This is a genomic window from Comamonas sp. BIGb0152, from assembly GCF_024809975.1.
In the GTDB taxonomy this organism is placed as follows: Bacteria; Pseudomonadota; Gammaproteobacteria; order Burkholderiales; family Burkholderiaceae_C; genus Comamonas.
Map to the genome: position 1 here is coordinate 128,577 of NZ_JANUDY010000001.1, position 25,134 is coordinate 153,710.

Below are 25,134 nucleotides of genomic sequence, written 5' to 3' on the forward strand. Positions count from 1 at the left end.
GCATTTCCAGGCCCAGGGCGGGCCGGCCATCACAGGGTGTTGAGGTCAGGGAAAGGGCGCACGGGGTTCTGGCCATCCCAGTCCTGGGAAGCTGCGCGGATCAGGTCAAACATCCGTCCCTTGGGGCCCATCACCTCGGACAGCTCGATCACCGTGCCCGGGTGGTACTCGGTGTCAAAGTAGATAAAGCGGCCGTTCTTGCCCACCTCGCCACTCATCTGGGGCTTGAAGCCCTGCGCCAGCAAGCGCTGCAGATCGGCGTCGTAGTCGGTGGTCCAGTACGCCACATGCTGCAGGCCCGTGCGGCCGGCGCGCAAAAAGTCGCGGTACATCGACGGCACATCGTTGCGCACCTGGATCAGCTCCACCTGCACAAAGCCCGAGTTGGCCAGCGCCACCGAGTTGTGCGGCTGGTAGCGCTCGCCCGCGTACTGGTAGTTCTCAATGGGCACCTGCGGGTTGTAGAACCAGGGGCCCACGCCCAAGGTCTCGCTCCAGTACTGCATCGCAGCTTCGATATCGTTGACCACATAGCCCAGCTGGCGGATTTCTCCCAAAAAGCGACTCATTGCATGTCCTTCGTTTGTTGTTTCGTTGGTTGTTTCGTTGATGGCATAGGCGCTGCCTCACGTGGTGTGCACGCGATGCAGACAAAGACCGAGAAGCGGGCCACGGACCGCAGCCCGCTTAGAACCTGTTTACAGAAAGCCGGTAGAAATCCAGGGGATGGCCGCCACAAAGAGCAGCCCGATGAACAGGGCCAGCATGTAGCCGCCAATGGGGCGAATGCCCTCGTTGGGATTGACCTTGCTGATCGCGCAGGCGCCGTAGTAGCCCACGCCAAACGGCGGCGCAAACAGGCCAATGCCCATCGCAAAAATCACCACCATCGCGTAATGCACTTCATGCACGCCCACTTGCTGGGCAATGGGGAAGAGCAGCGGGCCAAACAGCACGATGGCCGGGATGCCTTCGAGCACACTGCCCAGCACGATGAAGCAGACGATGGAGATCGCCAGAAAGCCCCAGCTGCCACCGGGCATGCTGGTCATGGCCTTGGCCAGATCGGACGAGAAGCCCGACTGCGTCAGCCCCCAGGCCATGCCGGTGGCGCAGCCCACAATCAGCATGATCGCGCCCGACAGCGAGGCGGTCTCCACCAGCATGGGCTTCAAACGCCGCCAGTCAAAGCAGCGGTAAATAAACAGGCCCACCACCACCGAATAGATGACGCCGATGGTGGAGACCTCGGTCGCCGTCGCAATGCCTTCCACCACCGCGGCGCGGATCACAAAGGGCAAGGCCAGCGCCGGCAGTGCAATCACCAGCAAGCGGCCAATCTGCTTGCCGCTAAAGCGCTCGACACCGCTCAGGTCTTCCTTGCGGTAACGCCACCACACCACGCAGCACAGCGCTGCGCCCAGCACCACCGCAGGCAGCATGCCGCCGGTAAACAGCGCGGCAATCGATATGCCGGTGACCGAGCCAATCGTGATCAGCACGATGGACGGTGGAATGGTCTCCGTCTGCGCGCCGGTCGCAGACAGCAGCGCCACCAGATCGCCCTCCTTGGCGCCGCGCTTTTTCATCTCGGGGAACAGCACCGGTGCAATGGCGGCCATGTCGGCCACCTTCGATCCGGAAATGCCCGAGACCAGGTACATCGCGCCAATCAGCACATAGGACAGGCCCCCGCGCACGCGCCCCAGCAGACTGGCCAGAAACTGGATCATCGCCTTGGCCATGCCGGTCATCTCTATGAGCGAGCCCAGAAAAATGAACATCGGCACGGCCAGCATGATCAGGTGCGACATGCCCTCATCCAGGCGCCCCACCATCACCACCAGCGGTGTGCGCGTGGTCAGCGCCAGGTAGCCAAAGGTGGCCAGCGCAAAGGAGAACGCAATCGGCACGCCCGCGAACACCGTGCCCGCCACCACCAGCACAAAAAAGATCACCAGGTTGAACTTGCCCAGGCTCTTGAACAGCGGCTGGCACAGCCAGAACAGCAGCACCAGCGCCCCCACCAAGGCCACGGCTGCCAGCGCCTTTTGCCAGGTCGTCTGCGTCATGAGGCGCAGCAAGGCCACCACGGCCATCAGGCCCATGCCCACCGGCAGCGCAGCAGCGCGCCAGGCATTGCTCAGCTCCATCGCCGGCGTGGTGATAAAGGCCTCTTCCTCCGCATACTCATACGCGGGCCCCAGCACCATCAGCAAAAAGGCCAGCGATGCCGCCAGCGCAAAGGCCTCCAGCGCTGCGCGCAGGCCCGGCCGCACGTTGTTGATAAAGGCCGTCATGCGCATGTGCTCGCCCCGGCGCAAGGCGACCACAGCGCCCAGCATGGACAGCCACAGAAACATCAGCGAGGCCAGCTCGTCGGACCAGACCAGCGGTTGGTGGAACACATAGCGCGCCACCACGCCAGCAAACAGCACAATGATTTCGGCCAGCACCAAGGCGGCGGCGGCAGTCTCGACCATGGCGCCCAGGCCACGGTCAACGCCCCGGGCCAGCGTTGCGCATGGGTTGTCGGGGGGCGCAGTCAAGAGATCCGCCTGGGCGGAGGATACAGAGTGGGACATGGAAAAGCTCTTATTCAGGACGGGTAAAGCAGCAGCGCTTACGCGAGCTTGCCGACGGCGCCTTCCAGCAGGCTCCACACGTCCTTGCCAAACCGGCCTTGCCAATCCTTGTAAAAGCCCGAGCTGCGCAGCGCGGCACGAAAGCTCTCCGCATCCGGCTGGTTGAACTGCAGGCCCTTGCTGGCCAGGTCGGCCTGCACCGAGGCATTGAGCTGGCTGATATCACCACGCTGCGCCATGCCCGCATCGTTGATGGCGGTGGCAACAATCTTCTTCACATCGGCCGGCAGGCTCTCCCACATGCGGCCATTGGCAATAAACCAGTAGCCATCCCAGATATGGTTGGTCAGCGAGCAGTACTTCTGCACCTCGTACAGCTTGGCCACCTGGATGATGGGCAGCGGGTTCTCTTGCGCATCCACAATCCGGGTCTGCAGAGAAGAGTACACCTCGGAGAACTGCAGGCTGGCCGGTGCGGCGCCCAGGCCTTTGAACATCGCAATCGGCATGGGGCTCACCGGCACGCGGATCTTGAGGCCATCCATGTCCTTGGCGCTTTGCACCGCGCCCTTGCTGCTGGTGGTCTGGCGGAAACCGTTGTCCCACATCTTCTCGAACGCATAGAGCTTGCGCTTGGCGATCTCGGCCCGCACCATGGTGCCTACCGGGCCGTCCATGGCCTTCCAGACCTGGTCGTAGTTGTTGAACGCAAAGCCCACCGCATTGATGGCGGCTGCCGGCACCAAGGTGGCAATCACCAGGGCCGAAGGCGTGAAGAAATCAATCCCGCCCGAGCGCACCTGGGACAGCATGTCGGTGTCACCACCCAGCTGGTTGTTCGGGTAGATGGCCAGCTCCACCCGGCCATTGCTTTCCTTGCGGATGCGGTCGGCCGCTTCTTGCGCGCGGACATTGAGCGGATGGCTGAGCGGCAGGTTGTTGCCGTATTTGAGCGAAAACTCGGCCGCCCGCGCGATCCGTGGAAAGCCCGACACCATGCCTGCGGCAGGCAAGGCGGTCAGTCCCTTGATGAGGGAACGGCGGCTGAGTTCGGTCATGCTTGTCTCCTAATATTTGATTTGAATTGATGTAATGGCACAGATCTCACATTGGAAGATATGCAAACCTCTTGCTATAGTCAAACCCACAAAATGATTGAATCTGATGTTTTCTGATGCCTAATCACCCTGCAACGCCCCCGCAGCGCCTCACGCTCAAAACCGTGGCCGCCCTGGCGGGCGTGTCCACCGCCACCGCCGACCGGGTGCTGAACCAGCGCCCCGGCGTGCGCCCCATCACCGTGCAGAAAGTGCGCCAGGCCGCGCAGGCGCTCGGCTACCTGCCCGATGCCTTGGCCGATGCCGCGCCCCAGTCCGCACCCTGGAAGCTGGCCTTTGTGCTGCCCCAAGGGCAGAACCCCTACCTGCGCATGCTGGGCGACACGATTGGTTTTTCAGAAAGCCACCAGGCGCCGTTCAATGTGAAATGCCAGGTGGAATATGTAGAAAGCTTCAACCCCGAAGCGCTGGCCGCCACCTTGCTGCGCCTGGGCAAGCGCGTGCAAGGCATCGCCTTTATGGCGATTGAGCACCCTGCCGTGCGCGAAGCGGTGCAGCAACTCGCCGACCGGGGTGTGCCGACCTTGACCGTCATCTCGGACCTGGACAACAGCGCCCGCATTGCCTATGTGGGGCTGGACAACCGGGCCGCCGGCCGCACCGCCGCCTACCTGCTGGCCCGCTTTATCGGCAGCCAGCGCCGCGATGCGCAAATTGCGCTGATTGCAGGATCGCGCAGCTACCTGGCGCATGAGGAGCGCGAGGGCGGCTTTTTGCAACTGCATGCCGAGCAGTTCCCCGACATGCAGATCCTGGGCCTGCGCGAGAGCTATGACGACTCCTCCCGCAACTACCAACAAACCAAGGAGCTGCTGCAGCGCCACCCGCATATCGCCGGCATCTACAACATCGGTGGTTCATCAGATGGCGTAGGCCGCGCGCTGCAAGAAGCCGGCCGCGAACACCAGGTCGTCCTCATCGGCCACGGCCTCAGCCCCGACACCCGCGCCCTGCTGATCAACGGCACCATGGACGCCGTCATCACCCAAAGCCACCTGGGCATCATCATGAGTTGCATCCGCATGTTCAGCAATCTGCGCGACCAGCTCGACACGATGACGGCGGTGGACATCGTGCGCAGTCAGGTTATTTTTCGGGAGAATTTGCCTTGAGGGGGAACGTGCTAGGTTTTACGCAGTGATCTTTGATTTCCACCCAGGATTCATGCTCTGAGGAGTGAATGACTCAGGTCGGTTATGGCGGTCGGCCGTGTTGTGACCTTCAACATCTGTCTGGGAGTGGCAGTCGCAGTTCAGTTGGCCAACTTCGCCAGCTAACACCAGATATTGCCAAAGCAACGACGTGGCTTATATTACATTAGCTCTCGAAGCATCTTTCCCACCGCACAATGTCCAAAAAATCAGAATCCGGCTGTTTAACTGTCTTTATAGTCTTGGCGTGCTTGAGCCTCCTCGGAAAGTACATATCCATTAAATATGTTCTCCTTGGAGTGGGACTATGGATGATCTTCAGTTGGCTCCGCAATGGAAACCAACGAAGGAAAAGCAAGCAAGATGAACAAGATGCAGCCCAGGCTGCCGAAGATGGACGTATCGCTCACCGCGATGCAGATACCCAAACCGAACCCTATCAATACAACTGTGTAGGCCATCCTAACGTGACTTTGGCGATTCGCTACGGAATTGCGAACTTGAAAAGGGAGCCAGAAGAATGTTCCGAAGATGAAGAGCAAATTCGGAACTCTATACAGCTCAACCCCACTGAGGAGCCAGCTGACTCAATTCTCCTTCGAAAGATCCGGCGGATAGATAAAGACCGGTTTCTTGCTGAACTGCCAGAATTCGGAAATCGAAAGGTGGTTGTGGTCATTGAGCAGTATTCAGAGTCAGTAAAGACCTTTTATCCACTAGACGAATCGTGGTTTAAGCGACACGCCGAATTCGAGCGAACACTTAAAGATAACAGGACTTTCACGCTCAAAGAACTAGCCAAGTTCCATGTAGAAAAGACAATTCCGGGGGCATGATAGATGCCTCTTTTAACCCGCCACCAGAAATCTGGCATTCTTCAATTTTCCTTGACCGAAGCATTTTGAAGATTAACAAGAGCCCCGCCCCTCACATCTCATCAATCGCCGTACTCCCCACCCCACTCTGCGCGGCAGCCAACCCCTCACCCGCCTCAATCGCAAAGCGCTCCCGGCAGTTGATATAAAAGCTCGCGCCAAAGCGCCCGACGGGGAAAAACTCCTGCAGGCGCACCCGCCATTTTTCGGTATCGACCAGGCCGTCGCGCACGGCCAGCCATTGCACGCGGCCGATGAAGACATAGCGGCTCGCGGTTTCGAGGGTTTCGTGCAGCACGCACTCAAAGGCTACGGGGGCTTGCACGATGCGTGGGGGGCGCACGCTTTGGGAGGGGGTCGCTGTCAGGCCCGTGTGGTCCAGCTCACTCTCGTGCGGGGCCAGGCGGTCGCCGCAGCGGTGCATGGCGGCGGCCATGGCTTCGTCGGCGATGTGCACCACAAACTCTTGGTCACGCAGGATGTTGGTGGCGGTGTCTTTTTGCGCCGCATCTTGTAGCTTGTTCACGCTCAGCATCACCACGGGCGGGTCCTCGCCCATCATGTTGAACATGCTGAATGGGGCGGCGTTGACGGTGCCGTCTGCGCCCAAGGTCGTCACCAAGGCTATAGGGCGCGGCACGATCAGGCTGGCCATCAGCTTGTAGCGTTCGTAGGTGCCCAGCTGGGCAAAGTCGATCTCGGTCATCTGCGCTCTCTTGTCGTCGGAATGAGCCATTCTGCTTGCAATTGCCATGCCGGGCCGTGGCTGCTGCAGTAGCCGAGCAAGCATGTATACAAGCTGCACCAAGCAGATGCGCGGCCCTGCATCAGCGCGTGCACGCATCCACATTCGCCGTCTTGCATTTGCACCAGCCTGGTGCAGCAACGCCCGCCAGTAGAGGGGCTTACAAACTGGCACCGATCTTGCAAACGACCTTGTATGCAACATCGGAGGCTCCCCATGCACAAGCGCAGTTTTCTGAAGACCACCGTCGCCGCTCTGGCGCTCTCTTGGGGCGCGGCCCAGGCGGCAGATACGCCCATCAAGTTCCAGCTCGACTGGCGTTTTGAAGGGCCCGCCGCCTTCTTTTTGCAGCCGGTAGCGCAAGGCCTGTTCAAGGCACAGGGGCTGGATGTGAGCGTGGATTCGGGCAATGGCTCGGGGGGCGCCGTCCAGCGCGTGGCCTCAGGTGCTTACGACATGGGCTTTGCCGACCTGGCATCCGTCATGGAGTTCCATGCCAACAACCCCGATGCGCCCAACAAGCCGGTCGCGGTCATGGTGGTCTACAACAACACGCCGGCCTCGGTAATGGCGCTCAAAAAGTCGGGCATCAAAACCCCGGCCGACCTCAAAGGCAAAAAGCTCGGCGCCCCGGTGTTTGATGCGGGTCGCAAGGCCTTCCCTATTTTTGAAAAAGCCAACGGCGTGGGCAATGTGACCTGGACCGCCATGGACCCGCCCCTGCGCGAAACCATGCTGGTGCGCGGCGATGTCGATGCCATCACCGGCTTCACCTTCACCAGCCTGCTGAACCTGGAGGCGCGCGGCGCCAAGGCCAGCGACGTGGTGGTGATGCAGTACGCCGACTATGGCGTCAAGCTCTACGGCAACGTGATCATCGCCAGCCCCAAGATGATCCAGGAGCGGCCCGAGGCGATCAAGAAGTTCCTCACCGCCTTTGCACAAGGCGCCAAGGGCGTGATGGCCAACCCGGCCCAGGCGATCCAGTCCGTCAAGGCGCGTGATGGCATCGTCAATGTGGCGCTGGAGACGCGCCGCCTGCAGCTGGCTATCGACACCGTCATCAACAGCGCCGATGCCCGCAAGGAAGGCTTTGGCCATCTCGACAGCAGCCGCCTGAGCCTGATGGCCGCGCAGGTCTCCGACGCCTATGGCACCAAAACCCGCGTCAAGGCCGAAGACGTCTGGAACGGCAGCTTTCTGCCATCGGCCACCGTGCTGGATGTGCTACCCAAAAAGTAAGCCATCCCTCGCCTTCTCCACCGCATCGCTCCCCGCCTCATCGACTACCCCCACCTGACGAGACCCTCCCGTGAAAAAACGCAGCTTCCTCCACGCATCTCTCGCCCTGCTGGCCGCCGCCAGCACCTGCAACGCCCTGGCCCAGCCGCTGACGCCGCTCAAGTTCCAGCTCGACTGGCGCTTTGAAGGCCCGGCCGCGCTCTTTGTGCACCCCGAGCAAAAGGGCTACTTCAAGCAGGCCGGTTTGGATGTGACGGTGGAAGCAGCCAGCGGCGCCGGCGCGATCCAGCGTGTGGCCTCGGGCACGCATGACCTGGGCTTTGCCGACCTGGCCGCGCTGATGGAGTTCCATGCCAACAACCCCGATGCGCCGATCAAACCGGTGGCCATCATGGTGATCTACAACACCACACCGGCATCGGTGATGGCGCTGAAGAAATCGGGCATCACCAAGGCCAGCGATCTGACGGGCAAGAAACTGGGCGCGCCGATTTTTGACGCCGGCCGCCGCACCTTCCCGATCTTTGCGCAGGCCAATGGCGTAGGCGCCGTGCAGTGGAGCACGATGGATCCACCGCTGCGCGAAACCATGCTGGTGCGTGGCGATCTGGATGCCGTCACCGGCTACACCTTCACCAGCCTGCTCAACCTTGAAGCGCGTGGCGTCAAGGCCGAAGACGTGGTCGTGCTGCCCTACGCCACCCACGGCGTGCAGCTGTATGGCAATGTCATCATCGCCAGCCCCAAGCTGATTGCAGAAAAGCCCGAAGCGGTGCGCGCCTTCCTCAAGGCCTTTGCCAAAGGCGCCAAGGAGGCGATTGCCGATCCGCAGGCCGCCATTGCCTCGCTCAAGGCCAAGGATGGCCTGGTCAATGTGCCGCTTGAGGTGAAACGCCTCAAGCTCACCATCGACACCGCCATCGACGGCAAGGGCGCACGCGAGGAAGGCTTTGGCCAGCTGCGCACCGAGCGCCTGGGCCAGATGGCCGAGCAGGTCGCCAAGGCCTATGAAACCAAGAACCCCGTGCCCGCCCAAGCGGTCTGGAACGGCAGTTTTCTGCCCAGCGCTGCCGAGCTGGACATCCTCCCCAAGCGCTGATCCCGCCGCCTGCAGGGCGCTGCCTGCGCCCTGCCTTTTTGAAGACGATTGCACCCTATGACGGCCTCCCTCCAAGACCCCGCCTTTGTTGAGTTTCGTGATGTCTGGCTGGCTTACAACGACGAGTTGCAGGCCAAGAACCAGTTCGCCGTCGAAGCCATTGACCTGCAAGTGCGCCGTGGCGAGTTCATCGCCATCGTCGGCCCCTCGGGCTGCGGCAAATCCACCTTCATGAAGCTGGCCACCGGCCTGCGCATGCCCAGCATTGGCAAGATCCGCATCGATGGCCAGCCCGTCACCGGCCCGCTCAAGATATCGGGCATGGCCTTCCAGTCGCCGTCGCTGCTGCCCTGGCGCACCACGGTCGACAACGTGTTGCTGCCGCTGGAGATTGTGGAACCCCACCGCAGCCAGTTCAAAGCGCGGCGCCAAGAGTACGAAGAGCGCGCCCGCCGCCTGCTGCAAAAGGTGGGCCTGGGCGGGTATGAGGACAAGTTCCCCTGGGAGTTGTCAGGTGGCATGCAACAGCGCGCCAGCATCTGCCGTGCGCTGATCCATGAGCCCAAGATGCTGCTGCTCGACGAGCCCTTTGGCGCCCTCGATGCATTCACCCGCGAAGAGCTCTGGTGCATCCTGCGCGATCTGCATGCCGAGCAGCAGTTCAACGTCATCCTTGTCACGCATGACCTGCGCGAATCCGTCTTCCTGGCCGATTCCATCTACGTGATGAGCAAGAGCCCCGGCCGCTTTGTCGTGCGCCGCGATATCGACATCCCCCGCCCGCGCGATCTGGAGCTGACCTACACCAAAGAGTTCAGCGACATCGTGCATGAGCTGCGCGGCCACATCGGTGCCATGCGCAAGACCGGCACCGCCATCCACCAGTAAGCGCCGGAGCCCTCCCCTTTATGTACAAGCTCAACAACCCCAAGCTCGAACGCTGGTCGCCCTGGCTGCTGCTGGCCGCCGTGGTCATCCTCTGGCAAATCATCTGCTCGGCCTTCCAGGTGTCGGAATTTATCTTCCCCAGCCCCTTGCTGATCTGGCAGCAGTTTCTGGAGTTCCACACCACCATCGCCGCCCATGCCTGGCGCACCTTCTGGGTCACCATGGTGGGCTTTGGCATTGCCATCATCGTCGGCGTGCTGTTGGGCTTTGTCATCGGCAGCTCGCGCCTGGCCTATGCCGCCGTCTACCCGCTGATGACCGCCTTTAACGCGCTGCCCAAGGCCGCTTTTGTGCCCATCCTTGTGGTCTGGTTTGGCATCGGCATTGGCCCGGCCATCCTCACCGCGTTCCTGATCAGCTTCTTCCCCATCATGGTCAACATCGCCACCGGCTTGGCCACGTTGGAGCCGGAGCTGGAAGATGTCTTGCGCGTGCTGGGCGCTAAGCGCTGGGATGTGTTGATGAAGGTCGGCCTGCCCCGCTCACTGCCCTACTTCTACGCCTCGCTCAAGGTCGCCATCACCTTGGCCTTTGTCGGCACCACCGTGTCCGAGATGACCGCCGCCAACGAAGGCATTGGCTACCTGCTGATCTCCGCCGGCTCATCAATGCAAATGGGCCTGGCCTTTGCGGGCCTGCTGGTGGTGGGCGCCATGGCGATGGTGATGTATGAGCTGTTCAGCCTGGTAGAAAAGCGGACGACGGCATGGGCACACCGAGGTGGCGACAACCGCTGATGCGGTATTGCTGATCCGCCGATTCCAGTCGATATCCGCCAATACCCGGCAGACCAAAGCAAAGGGGCCAGTGATGGCCCCTTTGTGCTTTGGAATGGACTCGCGCTAGATCTGAACCGCGCGGCCGATGAACTGGATCGGCCCTGTCGGCTTGCCAATTGGCGATCCGCCCGCTGGCTCCAAGGTCAGCTCAAACAACTGGTTGGGCTGCAGCGGTGGCAGCTTGTCGACGGGCACTTCAATCGCTTCACCCGGCTTGACGAGGCCCAGCGACACCGGGGCGCTCCAGCCATCGGCCTTGGTCCAGAACTGCAAGGATTTCTCGGCTGGCACCACATCGGTGCCCAGGGGCACCAGGCGCAGCCGGTCGGACGCCTGGGCCTGCACCAGCCAGCCAGGGGCCTGGCTTTGCGGCGCGGCCAGCACGACAAAGTAGCGTGCGGGGGCGGGCGCTGCGGCATCGCCCAGTACCAGCACACCGGCCAGCACGGCGGCGGCGGCAAAACCGCTGCCCGCCAAACCGCGCCACAGCGCCAGGCTGTCCCAATGCCACCAGCGGCTGCTGGCAGCGGATCCGGCCGGGGCTGCAGCACGCTGCGTCGCAACCGCAGGCCACAGGCTGGCGGTAATGCGCGGCCACAGGCCAGGGCTGGGCTCTTGCGGCGGGGCCAGGCTCGTCAAAGGCTGCAGGCGCTGCTCCCAGGCATCCACGGCGGCGCGCAGTTCCGGGTCATGCGCCAGGCGGTCTTCGATAGCGCGGCGTTGCGCGGCATCCTGCGTGCCCAGCACATACTGGCCGGCAAGGGTCTGCAGGTCGTCCGGGCTGTCGCCATCAGGCGGCAATTGGTTGTTGGTATCGGCGCTCATTGCATGCATTCCCGCAGGGCGCGCAGGCCCCTCTGTATCCACGCTTTGACGGTTCCCAGCGGGGCCTGCACCCGCGCTGCAATCTCACTGTGGCTGCAGCCATCTACATAGGCATGCAGCAGGCATTCGCGGCGCTGCGGCTCCAGGCCATCCAGGCACTGGCCCAGGCGGCCCAGTTGGGCCTGGCGGGTCAAGGCATCGCCTTCTTCCTGCCAGGCAGCCATCGCGGCGCTGGCTTCATGGGCAGCAGCTGTGGGCTCATCCAGTGCGCTTTCGCGGGCGCTGCTGCGCACCCGGTTCAGTGCGGCGTGCCGAACAATGCTATAGATCCAGCCTCTAGCCGCACCCCGCGCCGCATCAAAACTGTGCGCCTTGCTCCAGATCGACACAAAGGCATCGTGCAGCACATCCTCTGCCGCTGCGCGGCTGCGCACAATGCGCAGTGCCACCCCCAGCAGATAGCGTGACTCTTGCTCGTAAATACGCTGCAGCGCATGGCGGTCGCCACGCGCGCAAGCAGCTAGCGCCAAGGCATGGTCAAAATTGTCGTCGGTCACAAAAGCGGCAGGCGGCATGAAGGCGTTCCACGAAGAAGGAAAGGGGAGGAAATCCTTCTTCGAGTGTAGCCGCTAGCGCACAAAAACTTACACTGGCTTCCAGAAGATGTAGTCAGCCTGGTACTGCACCACGGCCTTCTGGCCCTTTTGCGCTGGCGTGCAAGGCTTGTCCGCCGGTGCCACGCCGCCCTTCAATGCCACGCGCTGGATATGGCTCACGCCTACCAAAGCACCGCTGCCCATCGCAGGGTTGGCCTTCACCAACTGGTACGGCAGGTTGCCAGCACCCGATGGCGCCACGGCCAGCTGGGTTGCCGTCAGCTTGGAGCCATCATTCGCTTCCCAAGTGGCGGGCGGACCATAGTAGCGGCCCACCGTCTTGCCAGCGCGGTCCTTTAGCACCGCATCCGGGCCTACAAACACCCATTCGGTCTGGCCGGGGGCGTTGGCCTTGTCGCGGCATTCGTAGGTGATATCACCCGAGCCCACCGTTTCCCAGGCCACCTTGTGTCCGGCTGGCACCTGGATGGTTGCTGGCAGCGATGCCTGCGAGAAAGCCTGCTCCTTTTTGTGCATCGAGCCGCAAGCGGTGAGCAGGCCGATGGAAGCCACTGCGGTGGCGATGGCGGCGATACGGGGAGCTGTGCGAGAGGTCAACATACGAGTTCTCCTAAGTGAGGGGGACAGAAGGACGAGAGTGAAAACAGCGCTGTTTGATGTGTGCTGTTAGTAGTACTAGTCCTCTGCGGCAGATTTGGATGCAGTGGATGCAGAATTTTTTTGCGCACCCTGCATCACTCCCCTGCTTCACCTCTTTGCAAAACTATTTCTAGATTTGTTGAATCCACTGCGCCACCCGCTGCGTATTCCAAACAGCCGCAACGTTTTTCGGCTGAACATCCACACGCAAGGAGCATCTCATGGCCTCGATTCAAAGTACCCGCAAACTGGTCTCTTATGGCATCGCTTTCATGGTGGCAAGCACATCAGTCGCTGCAATCGCCAAAGACGTGATGGTGGGCGGTGCGCCCATGCTGCCGACCAAGGACATCATCGACAACGCCGTCAACTCCAAGGACCACACCACCCTGGTGGCAGCAGTCAAGGCAGCAGGCCTGGTAGAGACCCTTAAGGGCCCAGGCCCCTTCACCGTTTTTGCCCCCACCAATGAGGCATTCGCGGCCCTGCCCGCCGGCACCGTAGACAACCTGCTCAAGCCTGAAAACAAGGCCATGCTGACCACCGTGCTGACCTACCACGTGGTCCCCGGCAAGTGGGATGCCGCAGCGATCAGCAAAATGATCAAGGACGGCGGAGGCATGGCCAGCATCAAGACCGTCAGCGGCGGCACCTTGGTCGCCAAGGCCCAGGGTTCCAAGGTCATGCTGACGGACGAAAAAGGCGGCACCGCCACCGTCACCATCCCCGATGTCTACCAATCCAATGGCGTGATCCATGTGATCGACAAGGTACTGCTGCCTAAATAAGGCGGGTGTGGATGCAGCCGCTGCGATGCATGTAGGGTTGCTGACACTGCGCACTAACTAAGTATTGAGCTGCAGGCTGCCGGATGGGGCCTGCGGCTTTTGCATTGCTGAGCTGTGCACAGCTATGGTCTGCCCAGCACCCGCGGCGATGCGCAATGCGTTCAAAGGCCACCTCCGCCGCCAGCCAAGCCTCGGTGTAAACACCGTATAGCGCTAAACCATGCGCCACGGGCACAGCCAGCGCCCCAAGGCTGGAGTACAGTGAGCGCCATCCTGCGGCGCTGGCAACCCTGGCGCCCGCGCCACATAACTTGCCCCGCCTCCTTGCATGCCGATCTCCTTCACGCCCATAAAGGCCGCCAACTCCCTAGCAGACCAAGTGGCCCAGGCGCTAGAGGCCAGCATTCGGCAAGGGCAAATGCAACCCGGAGACCGCCTGCCCACAGAGCTGCTGCTGGTGGCGCAGTTTGGGGTGAGCCGAACAGTGGTGCGAGAGGCGCTGTCCCGCCTCAAATCCAGCGGCCTCGTCGCCTCCCGCCAAGGCAGCGGCGTCTTTGTGCAAGCCCCAAGGGCTGAACCACTGGACCTGGAAAAAGGCCATGCCGCCTCGCAAGAGGCCGTCATCCAGATCGTAGAAGTGCGCCGCGCGCTAGAGGCCGAAGTGGCAGAACTAGCGGCCGCCCGCCGCAGCACCGCCGATCTGCGCCGCATCCGCGCTGGCGTCAAGGCCCTGGCCAAAGCAGTGGCTGATGGCCAAGACGGCGTAGCCGAAGACGTCGCCCTGCACCGCGTCATCGCCCAGGCCTCTGGCAACCCTTTTTTGCTCAGTACTTTGGATTACCTGTCGCAGGTTCTGGCGGGTGCCACGCGCATCACGCGGGCTAATGAGGCGCGGCGGCAGGACTTTGCCGCTGCAGTGACGCAAGAGCATGCGCGGATTGTGGAGGCGATTGAGGCGGGGGACCCGGCGGCTGCGCGGGCGGCAGCGACCGCGCACATGAATAACGCGATTGACCGGATCCGGCAAGCGGATCCGGCGTTTTGGCGGCAGGATGGGGAGCGGTTGGCTCGGGTGTTGTTGGGGGGAAAGGAGTAAGGTCGTCGTTTCCAACTCCCGCCTATGTCACCAATTTACGTCATACATTTCATTGCAATCATTGTTGCGAGTATGCGCCATACCTAAACCTTCTGGCTTCAACTCCATCGCTGCCATCTGATTAATAAACGATCTTTCATAATGGCTCCGTAGATAGGCCATTTTACGCCCCCGTTTCCTGGAGAATATCGCTTTGCGTTTCTCCTGCTGCTGAATGATTTTCAGTGCATCTTCAGCTTGCTTATCAGCTTTCGTCAGAAAAATATCGATTGCTTCCCAGAAGTGCTCCCCACCCAATTTTGTAATTAACAGCGAAACTGGTATTTCATAAACAACAAGACCAGATTCCTCTTTACCATTTAAACCACCCAGCAATTCATTGATGCTATTAAATGTCGGAGAATCAGGAAGTATTCTCGTCATTGAATCAACTAAAAATTCTGCAAAGCCTCTCATCCCGCAGTATTTTTCCGCCTGAAAGGGCCCAAACGAGTGTATCTTAAGGATCTGTTTGTTTTCATCGGAGGCCGCTAGTGTTAAAGCAAGTTCCGGATGACACTTTGCTAAAATATTTATTAGAGCCTTATTTGTCCGTATATTTTCTCCATCAAAGTAAATGGATCGAATACTTCTACTTTCAGGAATAGCGAAGTCTCTACTGTATCGAAATGCATCAATTTCTCGCAAGAAAGAGAGCATTTCCCACCAATGCCGCGAATCCTGAATTATATCCTCATAAAACATTGCAGCTACTTCATCTGATGAATGCCTAATAAACGATGCTGCATAGTATTCCATAATACTCTTGTGCAAGAATGTCGTGGTATCAAGCCCCTCTTCAATCATTAAGCATGCCACCTTTGTGAGATCTAGCTTGAATTCTTCTGATTCACAATTACAATTTTCAACATACTCCTGGGCCGCATCAAACGATTCTTCGAATTGCTCTATTGATAAAGAACGAGTGATGCCATTCTGCATTGACATAAAACAAAATGCTTCGAAAAGATTCTGAAGTTTCCTTTCGGAAAGACCACTATAATGTTTCCTCGAATATGCTGCTTTTAACTTGTCGTGACGAGTGAAAACAACATGAAATAGTTTATCGAAAAATTCCGGAAGCGTTTCAGGTATCTCATGCTCTGACTGATAAACAATCACAACCATCGTCAACATTAATGGCGTTGATATTAAGCTAGCTAACCTACTTGGACTATTTCTTATTGCCTCCCTAATTTGTTCAGCCTGAACGGCAGCTATCCCAAGCTTACTGATAAATGGCACATAGTCCTCATGCATAAGAGGCGCCACAGGAATAACTCTAAAAGCAGCACTTTTTTGAATCGCATTGTTTGGCCTAGACGTAACAATTATCAGAAGTTCGGGGAATTTTTGCGAGAGAAACTCTAAGTCATACAATATTTCTTTTTCAAGTGACTCATCAAGTTCGTCAAAGCCATCGAGAAGATAGGCAAGACGCCCAGATCGCTGCAGATAGTTTAAAGTGTCGCCATCTACCTCAATGTCATAACTTGATAGTTGCTTAATTATTGCTTGCTGCAATGTGAGTTTGGAGCTCAAACTTCTCATTTCAATAAACACTGGCAATCTTTTAGCATCATTGCTCAAAATCTCTTCTATTGCAAGGTTGCGCAATAGCATTGATTTCCCTTGACCAACAGTGCCCTCAACTACAGCATTTTTCCCCTCCAAATCTGCCAGCCTTGTAGCCGGCTTTGGCATCCCATCCAAAATTAATGTTGATGGGTAATAAAAGCTTGAAAGCGATGCTTCCTTTTCTGGACTCCAAATAGTTTTTACTTCATCAATTGCCTGAATTCTGCGGGCTAGTTTTCGCGGGAAACTTCTCTCTTCCCATCTTTGAAAACCGCTGATTCCGATTTTTTTAGCACCTTTATATAAATCATTGATCAGAGGGGTTAACAATTTTGCCGTCAGTGAGATGACTGCAGTCGAAGCAAGTGGCATTTATAAAATCCTAAGGCTTGATTTTTATTTGATGTAAGTGAATTTTCTTACAAACATTTCAACTTTACATTATCGATCACAGTGCAAAATCTAGGTGACCGGCTATACTTTGCACGACAGAATACCATACTTCGTACGGATATAAAATACAACATAACCATACCTCCATGAGCAACCATTAATTGATTTAGCGAAAAACCAAGACGGCACTAGCCACCACTATTTAGAAAAAACAGTTAATACATAAAACCTTTGAAATCTCCACGCACGTTTGCAAAATTCAGCAACTCCAACGTACCTATAGACACCGAGGAAAACGCTTTTCATTTTGAAAAGACAACCTTTAAAAGCTCGGTCAATCCTCCTGTTACCGAACTCTGCACAGGTTCATCAACGCGCAGAGAATCTTCCAATTTCTTATTCTCCAGCCTCAGCTTCTCAACCTGAAGCTGCAACAATTCCAGCTGAGCCTTGTTCTGTGCATCTACCATCGGCTGTATCTCTCTGCGCCAGACCCAAAATCCATAAATAATTCCGAAAAAAGCGAAAGCTATAACACCACTTAAGATATTTACAAAAAGTTTTCTGTCCTTGACCACCACTTCTTTCTCACGTTCCAGCACAGCAAGCTTCGCCTCCTGAGCACGTGTTCGCACATCCAAAGACTTAAGCTCTTCGATCTCCGGATAGTTCTTCATGACAATTGCGTTACTCGCGGTCGTAACGGATATCATTTGCCAAAAAGAAAAAACTAGAACTACTAATGAAAACAGCGCAATAAATTTATAGATGTTGTCTGTAGGAACCGGAACGCGATCAAGCATATGTCACCCCCTTAACAGTTGATCGTATCAGTGACTTCATCAATAAAGCTAGCCATCTAGCCACTCGGGACGCTTATTTAGCGATCATCTCAGCCCGAGAACTTGCACGAATCTCGAGCCTCCCCCCACTCCCGCACCCCAACAAGGCAAACTCTGACGCCCACCCCCGCCCCCGCAGCCGCAGAATTTGCCCATGCTCGCTGCTTCTGCATCTGCCAACGCCCCACCCGCTGACGTCATCACCCTTACCGACAAAGGTCTGTACTGCGCGGCTGGGGATTTTTTTATTGATGCCTGGAAGCCGGTACACCGCACTTTTGTCACCCACGGCCACTCGGACCATGCCCATATAGGAATGGGCGAGTACTACTGCAGCACAACCAGCGAGCCGATATTGCGCTGGCGGCTGGGAGAGCAGAACATCCATGCGCTGCCGTTTGGGCAGACCATCACGATGGGAGACGTGCAGGTATCGCTGCACCCGGCGGGGCACATATTGGGATCGGCCCAGGTGCGGGTGCAGCACGGCGATGCGGTGTGGGTGTTTACGGGCGACTTCAAGCGCGAGCCGGATCCGACCTGCGAAGCTTTTGAGCTGCTGCGCTGCGACACCCTGATTTGCGAGGCGACCTTTGCCTACCCGGTGTACGCCTGGCCCACGATGGCCCATGAGGTGGAGCGCATAGAGCGCTGGGTAGCGCATTGCAAGGAGCAGGGCAAAGCGGCGGTGCTGTATGCCTACAGCCTGGGCAAGGCCCAGCGGGTGCTGGCGGGATTGGCTGGCAAGCTCGATGCGCCCGTATTGCTGCATGGCGCAATGGCACGCGGCACCGATATTTACCGGCAGGCGGGCATTGCACTGGCCGCTACCGAGATGGTGGCCGATGTGCCCACCGATACCGATTTTGCTGGCCGCATGGTGCTGGCACCGCCCTCCGCGCAAGACTCCGCCTGGCTCAAACGCTTTAAACAGGTGGAGCAAGGCTTTGCCTCGGGCTGGATGCTGCTGCGCGGCAACCGGCGGCGGCGCAATATGCAGCGCGGCTTTGTCATATCGGACCATGCCGATTGGCAGGAACTCGTCGACACGATTACCGAGAGCGGCGCTCAGCGCGTGCTGGCCACCCATGGCAATACCGATGCGCTGATCCCCTACCTGCAAAGCCTGGGCATACAGGCGGAGCGGCTGCGTACCGCCTACGGCGACGAAGAGGAGGCGGCCGAATGAACCGCTTTGTGGCGCTGTACCAGCTGCTGGACGAGGCATCCGGCACGCGCGACCGCGAGCTGGCGCTGCAGCAGTACTTTTCCCGCTCCACTGCAGCCGAGGCGACCTGGGCCGTGTATGTGCTGAGCGGCGGCAAGGTGAACACCGGCAAGAACCGCCTGGCCACTACTACTGAGTTGCGCATCTGGGTGAGCGAGCTGACCGCCCTGCCGCTGTGGCTGGTGGAAGAGAGCTACCGCCAGGTGGGTGACCTGGCGGAGACCTTGTCCTTATTGGTGGCGGCTTGGCAAAAGCAGCGTACCAACCACCCCGAGCTGACGGATGCGCCCGGCACCGCCCTTGCACCCGATGCCGATGCGCCTTGGCATGCATCCCTGCTGGGCGCGACCTTCAAGCCACCCGACAACGACAGCCGCCTGGACGAATGGACCGAGCAGTTTTTGCTGCCCCTGGTCGCCACCGATGCCGAGCAGCGCAAGCGTGCGATACAGCAGGCCTGGCAGCAGCTGGATACCCCTTCGCGCCTCGTCTTTAACAAGCTGCTGACCGGATCGCTGCGTGCAGGCGTTAACAAGCGCAGCCTGCAGAACAGCCTGGCGCCCCTGGTGGGGATATCTGCCGCCGATATGGCGCACCGCATGGTGGGCGAATGGTTGCCCAGCGCCCAGGCCTATGAGGCCTTGATGGACCCAGACACCAGCGCGCAGCTGCTGGACAAGCCCTACCCCTTCTACCTCGCATCCCCGCTGCCGCAAGAGCCGGAAGCCTTGGGCGACCCCAAGGACTGGCTGGCTGAATGGAAATGGGATGGCATCCGCGTGCAGCTGGTACGCCGCCAGGGCCATGCGCCCTATCTGTGGTCGCGCGGCGAGGAACGGCTGGATGGCCGCTTTCCGGAGCTGGAAGCCGCCGCCGCACTGTTGCCGCGCGACATGGTGCTCGATGGCGAATTGCTCGCCTGGGACTATGAACAGAACAAGCCGCTGGGCTTTGTCGCGCTGCAAAGCCGCATTCAAAAGCGCAAGCCTTCTGCAAAACTGATGCAGACGGTGCCCGCACGCATTCTGTTTTACGACCTGCTGGAATTTGAAGGCGAAGACCTGCGCGCCCAGCCGCTGGAGCAGCGCCGCGCCAGGCTGGAAGAGGTGATTAACCAGGCCCAACTGCCCGCGCTGGGCCTGTCGCCCCAGCTGCCGTTTGATGACTGGGAGGCACTGGCCCCTTTGCGCAACACCGCTGCGGAACGCAACGCCGAAGGGCTGATGCTCAAGGCGCTGGCCTCCCCCTACAAGGAAGGCCGGCGCCGGGGCGACTGGTGGAAGTGGAAGGTGGACCCGTTCAGCATTGATGCGGTGCTGATCTATGCGCAAAGCGGCAGCGGCCGCCGCAGCACCTTGCACACCGATTACACCTTTGCCGTGTGGAGCGGCGATGCGCTGGTGCCTGTCGCCAAGGCCTACTCGGGCCTTACCGATGTGGAGATATTGCGGCTGGACAAATGGATTCGCAGCCACACGGTGGAGCGTTTTGGGCCAGTGCGCTCGGTCACGCCCAGCCTCGTGTTTGAGATTGCGTTTGAAGGCGTGAACCGCTCGACCCGCCACAAATCAGGCGTGGCGGTGCGCTTTCCGCGCATCTTGCGCTGGCGCGAGGACAAGACCGCGCAAGATGCGGACCAACTGAGCGCATTGTTGGAGCTGGCCGATGGCTGAGCTCGACAACCCCATGGCCCCCAGCGACCGCGCGATGCAGCGTGCCGGCAAGCGCTGGCGCGACTGGTTGAAGGAGCAGGAAATAGGCGCGGCGGTCTTCCAGCAGCAGGCTTGGCGCGCCTATGCCGATGGGCACAGTGGTTTGATATCAGCCCCCACCGGCCGGGGCAAAACCTTGGCAGCGCTGGGCGGGCCTTTGATGCAGGCGATGGCCGAGGCCGAGACTCCTGAGGGCCGCGCCAGCCATGGGCCACGCATGCTGTGGGTAACGCCATTGCGCGCGCTGGCCAGCGATACCCGCGAGCGCATTACCGGCCCGGTCGCGGCCGTACTGCCCCATTGGCAAGTGGCGATGCGAACCGGCGACGCCACAGCACGTGACAAACGCCTGACCGATACCGGCAAAGCACAACTGGTGGTGATAACGCCAGAATCCCTGGCGCTGCTGCTGAGCCATGAGCGCAGCCGCGAGCAGTTCAGCCAGCTGCGCTGCATCGTGGTGGATGAGTGGCATGAGCTCTTGCCCAGCAAACGCGGGGTATTGCTGCAGCTGAACCTGGCGCGCATCCAGGCGCTCGCACCGGGCGCGCAGGTCTGGGGCCTATCGGCGACGATTGGCAACCTGGCAGAGGCCAGCGATGTGCTGCTGAGCGCCTGGCAGGTGCAAGCGCCAGCGCTGATCCAGGACATGCGGCCCAAGCCTTTTCATCTGCACAGCATTACGCCGCCGCTGGGCACACGCATGCCCTGGGCGGGGCATTTGGGCCTGGCCAATTTGGGCGAGGTGGCCAAGCTGGTCTTCAGCGCGCCCAGCACGATTGTGTTTACCAACACCCGTGCGCAGGCCGAGCTGTGGCACACGGCGCTGGCCAGCATTTGGTCCGAGGATGCGGACACCTTGGCCATCCACCATGGCTCGCTGGACCAGGGGGTGCGGCAGTCGGTGGAGCAGCGCTTGCGCGCAGGCACCCTGCGCTGCGTGGTGGCGACCAGCAGCCTGGATTTGGGCGTGGACTTCCCCGCCGTCGAGCGCGTGATTCAGATTGGCGGTGCACGCTCTGTGGCCCGCATGGTGCAGCGCGCTGGCCGCGCCAAGCACCGGCCCGGCGCTGCCGTGCATGTGGAGGCCGTTGCCACCCAGGCGATGGACCTGGCCGAGTTTGCCGCTGTGCGCGAGCTGGCCGAGGCGCAGGTGTATGAGCGGCGCGAGCCCCTGCGCCTGTGCTTTGATGTGCTGAGCCAGCATGCGATGAGCGCGGCGCTGGCGGGGGGCTTTAGGCCGCCGGAGCTGTTGGCGGAGGTAAGGCGCACAGCAGCCTTTCGTGATTTGAGCGATGCGCAGTGGCAGGCGGTGCTGGCGTTTTTGCAGCATGGCAGCGATTCGCTCGTGCAATACCCGCAGTACGAGCGCCTGCACTGCGAAGATGGCCTGTGCCAGCCGGCCAACACCGGCGTGGTGCGCATGCACCGCATGTCGATTGGCACGATCACCGCGCATGGGGCCGTGAACGTGCAGTACCTGCGCGGCGCGCGGCTGGGTTCGGTAGAAGAGGCGTTTATTGCGCGGCTGAGCGCTGGCGATGTGTTTAACTTTGCCGGCCGCAGCCTGGTGCTGGTGCGGCTGGAGAACAATACCGCCTGGGTGCGCCGCAGTGCCGAAGTGGGCCTGCTGACCCCTGCCTGGGCCGGATCGTTGATGCCGATGTCCTCATCCCTGGGTGAGCGCATGCAGCAGTTGCTAAGCCGGGCCGCCACCAGCCCTGCTGCCGATGACGCACCGCATGCCCGCGAGCTGCAATGGCTGCAGCCGCTGCTGCAGCTGCAAAGCCAGCGATCGCTGGTGCCGGGGGCCGACCAGCTGCTGATTGAGCAGGTCGGCAACACCCAAGCCACCCAAACGGCCAAGGCCGCGCCGCTGTTTGTCTACCCCTTTGCCAGCAGGGTGGCGCATGAGGGGCTGGCGGTGCTGATTGCCACGCGCCTGGCGCATCTGCAGGCCAATACCTTTGCCTGGGCTTGCAATGAGATCGGACTGATGATCCAGCCCACCTTGCCGGTGGATGCCAGCGCCGTGGACTGGGCGGAGATTTTTAAGCTCGATGGTTTGGATACCGATCTGCGCTCAGCCGTCAACTTTGGCGAGCTGGCGCGCAAGCGCTTTAAAGAGATTGCGCAGATTGCAGGCCTGGTGCAATCCAAGGTGCCGGGCAAAAAAAGCCGCGCCAGTGACCGGCAATTGCAGGTGTCTGCCAGCCTGCTGTTTGATGTGCTGAGCAAGTACGACCCCGAGCACCTGCTGCTGCGCCAGGCCCGCCAGGAGGCGCTGGACCAGGAGCTGCACCTGCCGACCATGCAAAGGCTGCTGGCCAGCATTGCGGGTCGTCAGATCGCATTGCGCTTTCCGCCCAAACACACGCCGTTTTCGTTCGGGCTGTGGGCAGAGAGCTTTCGTGGCCAGCTCAGCAATGAGACCTGGCAAGACAAGGTGCGCCGCATGGCCACCCAACAGGAGCGCCAGAGCCCTGGCGAAACCACCCACCCAAAGGCGGCGCCACACCCGGACGCACGCAAACAGGGAGCGGCCAGCCGCGTGCGCCGCCCCCGACAACCAGAGGATTCTTCTTGATGGCAGGTACGCATTCCGCCCAGCTCTTCTCTCCGATTCAACTGTCACCATCACCGCAAGACCATGTCGCCGCCAGCATTGCCGGCATGGAGTTTTTGGTACTGGCCGAGCGGGGGCTGTTCTGGCCCCAGGAGAGCATGCTGATCATTGCGGATTTGCACCTGGGCAAGAGCGATATCTTTAGGCGCCGGGGCGTGGCCGTGCCGCTGGAGGTGCAACGCCAAGACCTGCTGCGCCTGCACCAGATTTTGCAAAAGTGGCAGCCGCAGGAGCTGGTGATTTTGGGCGATTTTGTGCATGGCCGCTTTATTGGCGAAGACACCTTCCAGCTCTGGCAGAACCTGCGCTGCGCCAACCTCAAGACCCGCTTTCTATTGACCCGTGGCAACCATGACCGCTACCTGCAGACGGAGGACTTGCTGCTCGATGATGTGCAGACCCATTTGCCCCGCCACCAGGTGCTGCTCAGCCACGAACCGCTGGGTGCCGGTGTGCGGCATTTCTCGCTCAATATCCATGGCCACGTCCACCCTGCCATGCGCGTACCGCAGATGCGCAAACGCCTGCCTTGCTTGGCCTACTCTGCGCCTTACCTGAATCTGCCGGCTTTCTCAGAGTTCACCGGCTCGGGGCCCATGGCTGTGCAGCCGCTGCATGCCTGGGTGTTTGCCGATGACGGCGAGGCGCCGGTGGCGGTGTATTGACGGCTATGTTCTTGGCATCCGGTTGTACACGTCTGCTCCTCCGACGCCCAAAAACCAAGCTAGGCGCACCTCTGCGCAGATCGGCTGATGCAGTAAACCGCCAACTTCGCACGGTCAGCACGGCATTTCGCCTACAAGAATTTCAAGGCCAAAAAGCAGAATGAAAGCCTTATCTAACAAGGAATAGCAATGGTTACCACCACATACGTAGAGGACGACAGAATCGTCGCTGGCGCCGTACCACGCGCTATCGCGGGGCACAGTGAAAGCGCGGTATCTTGGGCCGCCATTTTTGCGGGGGCGCTGGCAGCAGCGGTGCTGTCGCTGCTGCTGTTCATGCTCGGCATCGGGCTGGGCCTGTCATCGGTGTCGGTCTGGTCCGGCCGGGGGGCCGATGGCGACACCATTGGCTGGGGGGCAGTCGCTTGGCTGGTGTTCACGCAGCTGGCCTCGGCTGGCGTGGGTGGCTATATTGCGGGCCGCCTGCGCACCAAGTGGCAAGGCGTGCACACCGATGAGGTGTACTTCCGCGATACGGCGCATGGCTTTTTGGCCTGGGCATTGGCCACCATGCTGATGGTGGCGGTGGCCGGTTCGCTGGCGGGTGCTGCGATCACCGGCACGGCCAAGGCGGCAGGTGCCGTGGTCAGCGGTGCTGCGCAAGTCGTGGGCGGTGCGGCCAGTGGTGCCACCGGTGTCATCGGTGGTGCGGCCTCTGCCGCGCTGAGCGGCGCCGCCGGCGTGACCGCGGGCAAGGCCAATGAATCGGGCTCGGACCTGAACTACTGGATCAACAGCCTGCTGCGCCAAGGTGGCCCCACCGAGCAGCAAAAGCAGGACATCAAGGACAGCGCGCAAAACGTCGCCCAAAAGGCCCGCTCCGCCGCCGATGATGCCAGCGAGATGAGCACCGTGTTTGTGCACTCGCTGCAAGCCGGTTCGCTGTCGGACGATGACCGCCAGTACCTGGGCCGCTTGGTGGCACAGCGCAGCGATATGAGCCAGGAAGAGTCCGAGAAGAAGGTGCAAGCCACCTACGACCAGGTCAAGCAACAGATCGATAAAGCCAAGCAAGCCGCCCAGGATGCCGAAGTGAAGGCCAAGCAAGCGGCAGAGCAGGCCCGCAAGGCCACCGCTTACTCGCTGCTGTGGATGTTTGTGGTCCTGCTGATTGGTGCCTTTGTGGGCAGCCTGTCTGCCACCTTCGGCGGCCGCCAGCGCGACGCTTAAACCACCCTACGCCTGACCTGATTTAACCCTTTTGCCTGCGGGCAAGCCTAGAAAGGAAACACCATGCGATCCATCCTGCTTTGGCTGATTGGCGTGCCGATCCCGATCATTATTTTGATTGCGCTGTTCTTCCATTAAGCGCAGCACCACCACAGCACCCAGGCCGCCCACCAGCGGCCTTTTTTGCGCCTTGCTGGCACGGGAAGCAGGCGCGCACCTCAGCGTCCGCATACAGCCAAGCCCTCCAAATGCCTACAAGCCTTTTGCCGCACAGCGGTCATCCTTGAAGGCTTGAGCCCACCGGCAGAAACGCA

22 protein-coding genes are annotated in these 25,134 nt (G+C 60.1%); 13 read left to right on the forward strand and 9 right to left on the reverse strand.

Features of this window, described 5'->3' with window-relative positions; translation table 11 throughout:
* Nucleotides 1-29: 29 nt before the first annotated feature.
* The 3 genes from M2375_RS00605 to M2375_RS00615 all read right to left on the reverse strand — a co-directional run bounded on the left by M2375_RS00605 (nt 30) and on the right by M2375_RS00615 (nt 3,643).
* Nucleotides 30-569 carry a VOC family protein gene (locus M2375_RS00605; protein WP_259163299.1) on the reverse strand — a complete coding sequence of 180 codons (540 nt, stop codon included), beginning with the start codon at nt 567-569 and terminating at the stop codon, nt 30-32.
* 129 nt (nt 570-698) lie between these two features.
* Nucleotides 699-2,585: a TRAP transporter large permease subunit gene (locus M2375_RS00610; RefSeq protein WP_404979254.1), complete on the reverse strand. Its 1,887-nt coding sequence runs from the start codon at nt 2,583-2,585 to the stop codon at nt 699-701.
* Between the two features lie 38 nt (nt 2,586-2,623).
* The gene (locus M2375_RS00615; protein WP_259163300.1) at nt 2,624-3,643 is read right to left on the reverse strand and encodes a TRAP transporter substrate-binding protein; all 1,020 of its coding nucleotides are present in this window, start codon (nt 3,641-3,643) and stop codon (nt 2,624-2,626) included.
* Between the two features lie 116 nt (nt 3,644-3,759).
* On the opposite strand from M2375_RS00615, the gene M2375_RS00620 reads away from it, so the two are divergent.
* Both M2375_RS00620 and M2375_RS00625 read left to right on the forward strand, forming a co-directional pair.
* Complete coding sequence (locus tag M2375_RS00620) at nt 3,760-4,815, forward strand: LacI family DNA-binding transcriptional regulator (protein WP_259163302.1); 1,056 nt, start codon at nt 3,760-3,762, stop codon at nt 4,813-4,815.
* A 236-nt stretch (nt 4,816-5,051) separates the two neighbouring features.
* Entirely contained in the window at nt 5,052-5,690 is a 639-nt protein-coding gene (locus M2375_RS00625; RefSeq protein ID WP_259163304.1) for a hypothetical protein, read from the forward strand.
* 91 nt (nt 5,691-5,781) lie between these two features.
* Here M2375_RS00625 and M2375_RS00630 read toward each other — a convergent pair whose 3' ends face one another.
* On the reverse strand, nt 5,782-6,435 hold the full coding sequence (locus M2375_RS00630) for a flavin reductase family protein (RefSeq protein WP_259163305.1): 654 nt from the start codon (nt 6,433-6,435) through the stop codon (nt 5,782-5,784).
* A gap of 255 nt (nt 6,436-6,690) precedes the next feature.
* Between M2375_RS00630 and M2375_RS00635 the strand changes: the two genes are divergently transcribed.
* From M2375_RS00635 to M2375_RS00650, 4 genes are all read left to right on the forward strand, one after another.
* The gene (locus tag M2375_RS00635) at nt 6,691-7,716 is read left to right on the forward strand and encodes an ABC transporter substrate-binding protein (protein ID WP_259163306.1); all 1,026 of its coding nucleotides are present in this window, start codon (nt 6,691-6,693) and stop codon (nt 7,714-7,716) included.
* Between the two features lie 70 nt (nt 7,717-7,786).
* Entirely contained in the window at nt 7,787-8,815 is a 1,029-nt protein-coding gene (locus M2375_RS00640; RefSeq protein ID WP_259163307.1) for an ABC transporter substrate-binding protein, read from the forward strand.
* 57 nt (nt 8,816-8,872) lie between these two features.
* Complete coding sequence (locus M2375_RS00645) at nt 8,873-9,703, forward strand: ABC transporter ATP-binding protein (protein WP_259163308.1); 831 nt, start codon at nt 8,873-8,875, stop codon at nt 9,701-9,703.
* Nucleotides 9,704-9,723: 20 nt separating this feature from the next.
* Nucleotides 9,724-10,500, forward strand: a complete 777-nt coding sequence (locus M2375_RS00650) for an ABC transporter permease (RefSeq protein ID WP_259163310.1) — start codon at nt 9,724-9,726, stop codon at nt 10,498-10,500.
* A 105-nt stretch (nt 10,501-10,605) separates the two neighbouring features.
* Here M2375_RS00650 and M2375_RS00655 read toward each other — a convergent pair whose 3' ends face one another.
* The 3 genes from M2375_RS00655 to M2375_RS00665 all read right to left on the reverse strand — a co-directional run bounded on the left by M2375_RS00655 (nt 10,606) and on the right by M2375_RS00665 (nt 12,584).
* Entirely contained in the window at nt 10,606-11,367 is a 762-nt protein-coding gene (locus M2375_RS00655; protein WP_259163311.1) for an anti-sigma factor domain-containing protein, read from the reverse strand.
* Nucleotides 11,364-11,942: a sigma-70 family RNA polymerase sigma factor gene (locus M2375_RS00660; RefSeq protein WP_259163312.1), complete on the reverse strand. Its 579-nt coding sequence runs from the start codon at nt 11,940-11,942 to the stop codon at nt 11,364-11,366. Before M2375_RS00660 ends, M2375_RS00655 begins: the two co-directional genes overlap by 4 nt.
* 69 nt (nt 11,943-12,011) lie before the next feature.
* The gene (locus tag M2375_RS00665; RefSeq protein WP_259163313.1) at nt 12,012-12,584 is read right to left on the reverse strand and encodes a DUF3455 domain-containing protein; all 573 of its coding nucleotides are present in this window, start codon (nt 12,582-12,584) and stop codon (nt 12,012-12,014) included.
* A gap of 260 nt (nt 12,585-12,844) precedes the next feature.
* Between M2375_RS00665 and M2375_RS00670 the strand changes: the two genes are divergently transcribed.
* A complete protein-coding gene (locus M2375_RS00670; protein ID WP_259163314.1) occupies nt 12,845-13,411 on the forward strand; it encodes a fasciclin domain-containing protein in 567 nt (188 codons plus the stop codon).
* Nucleotides 13,412-13,739: 328 nt separating this feature from the next.
* Nucleotides 13,740-14,507 (forward strand): FadR/GntR family transcriptional regulator, encoded by a 768-nt coding sequence (locus tag M2375_RS00675; protein ID WP_259163315.1) that lies wholly within the window; start codon nt 13,740-13,742, stop codon nt 14,505-14,507.
* Nucleotides 14,508-14,534: 27 nt separating this feature from the next.
* On the opposite strand, the gene M2375_RS00680 is transcribed toward M2375_RS00675, so the two are convergent.
* Together M2375_RS00680 and M2375_RS00685 are read right to left on the reverse strand one after the other, a co-directional pair.
* Entirely contained in the window at nt 14,535-16,496 is a 1,962-nt protein-coding gene (locus tag M2375_RS00680; protein WP_259163316.1) for an NACHT domain-containing NTPase, read from the reverse strand.
* Nucleotides 16,497-16,819: 323 nt separating this feature from the next.
* A complete protein-coding gene (locus M2375_RS00685; protein ID WP_259163318.1) occupies nt 16,820-17,320 on the reverse strand; it encodes a hypothetical protein in 501 nt (166 codons plus the stop codon).
* A 193-nt stretch (nt 17,321-17,513) separates the two neighbouring features.
* Between M2375_RS00685 and M2375_RS00690 the strand changes: the two genes are divergently transcribed.
* The 5 genes from M2375_RS00690 to M2375_RS00710 all read left to right on the forward strand — a co-directional run bounded on the left by M2375_RS00690 (nt 17,514) and on the right by M2375_RS00710 (nt 24,820).
* Nucleotides 17,514-18,548, forward strand: a complete 1,035-nt coding sequence (locus M2375_RS00690; RefSeq protein ID WP_259163320.1) for a ligase-associated DNA damage response exonuclease — start codon at nt 17,514-17,516, stop codon at nt 18,546-18,548.
* The gene (locus tag M2375_RS00695) at nt 18,545-20,260 is read left to right on the forward strand and encodes an ATP-dependent DNA ligase (RefSeq protein WP_259163323.1); all 1,716 of its coding nucleotides are present in this window, start codon (nt 18,545-18,547) and stop codon (nt 20,258-20,260) included. Before M2375_RS00690 ends, M2375_RS00695 begins: the two co-directional genes overlap by 4 nt.
* Nucleotides 20,253-22,886 carry a ligase-associated DNA damage response DEXH box helicase gene (locus M2375_RS00700; RefSeq protein ID WP_259163325.1) on the forward strand — a complete coding sequence of 878 codons (2,634 nt, stop codon included), beginning with the start codon at nt 20,253-20,255 and terminating at the stop codon, nt 22,884-22,886. The genes M2375_RS00695 and M2375_RS00700 overlap by 8 nt, the downstream gene beginning before the upstream one ends.
* Entirely contained in the window at nt 22,886-23,590 is a 705-nt protein-coding gene (pdeM, locus tag M2375_RS00705; RefSeq protein WP_259163328.1) for a ligase-associated DNA damage response endonuclease PdeM, read from the forward strand. The genes M2375_RS00700 and pdeM overlap by 1 nt, the downstream gene beginning before the upstream one ends.
* A 189-nt stretch (nt 23,591-23,779) precedes the next feature.
* Nucleotides 23,780-24,820: a hypothetical protein gene (locus M2375_RS00710; RefSeq protein ID WP_259163329.1), complete on the forward strand. Its 1,041-nt coding sequence runs from the start codon at nt 23,780-23,782 to the stop codon at nt 24,818-24,820.
* Nucleotides 24,821-25,134 lie beyond the last annotated feature (314 nt).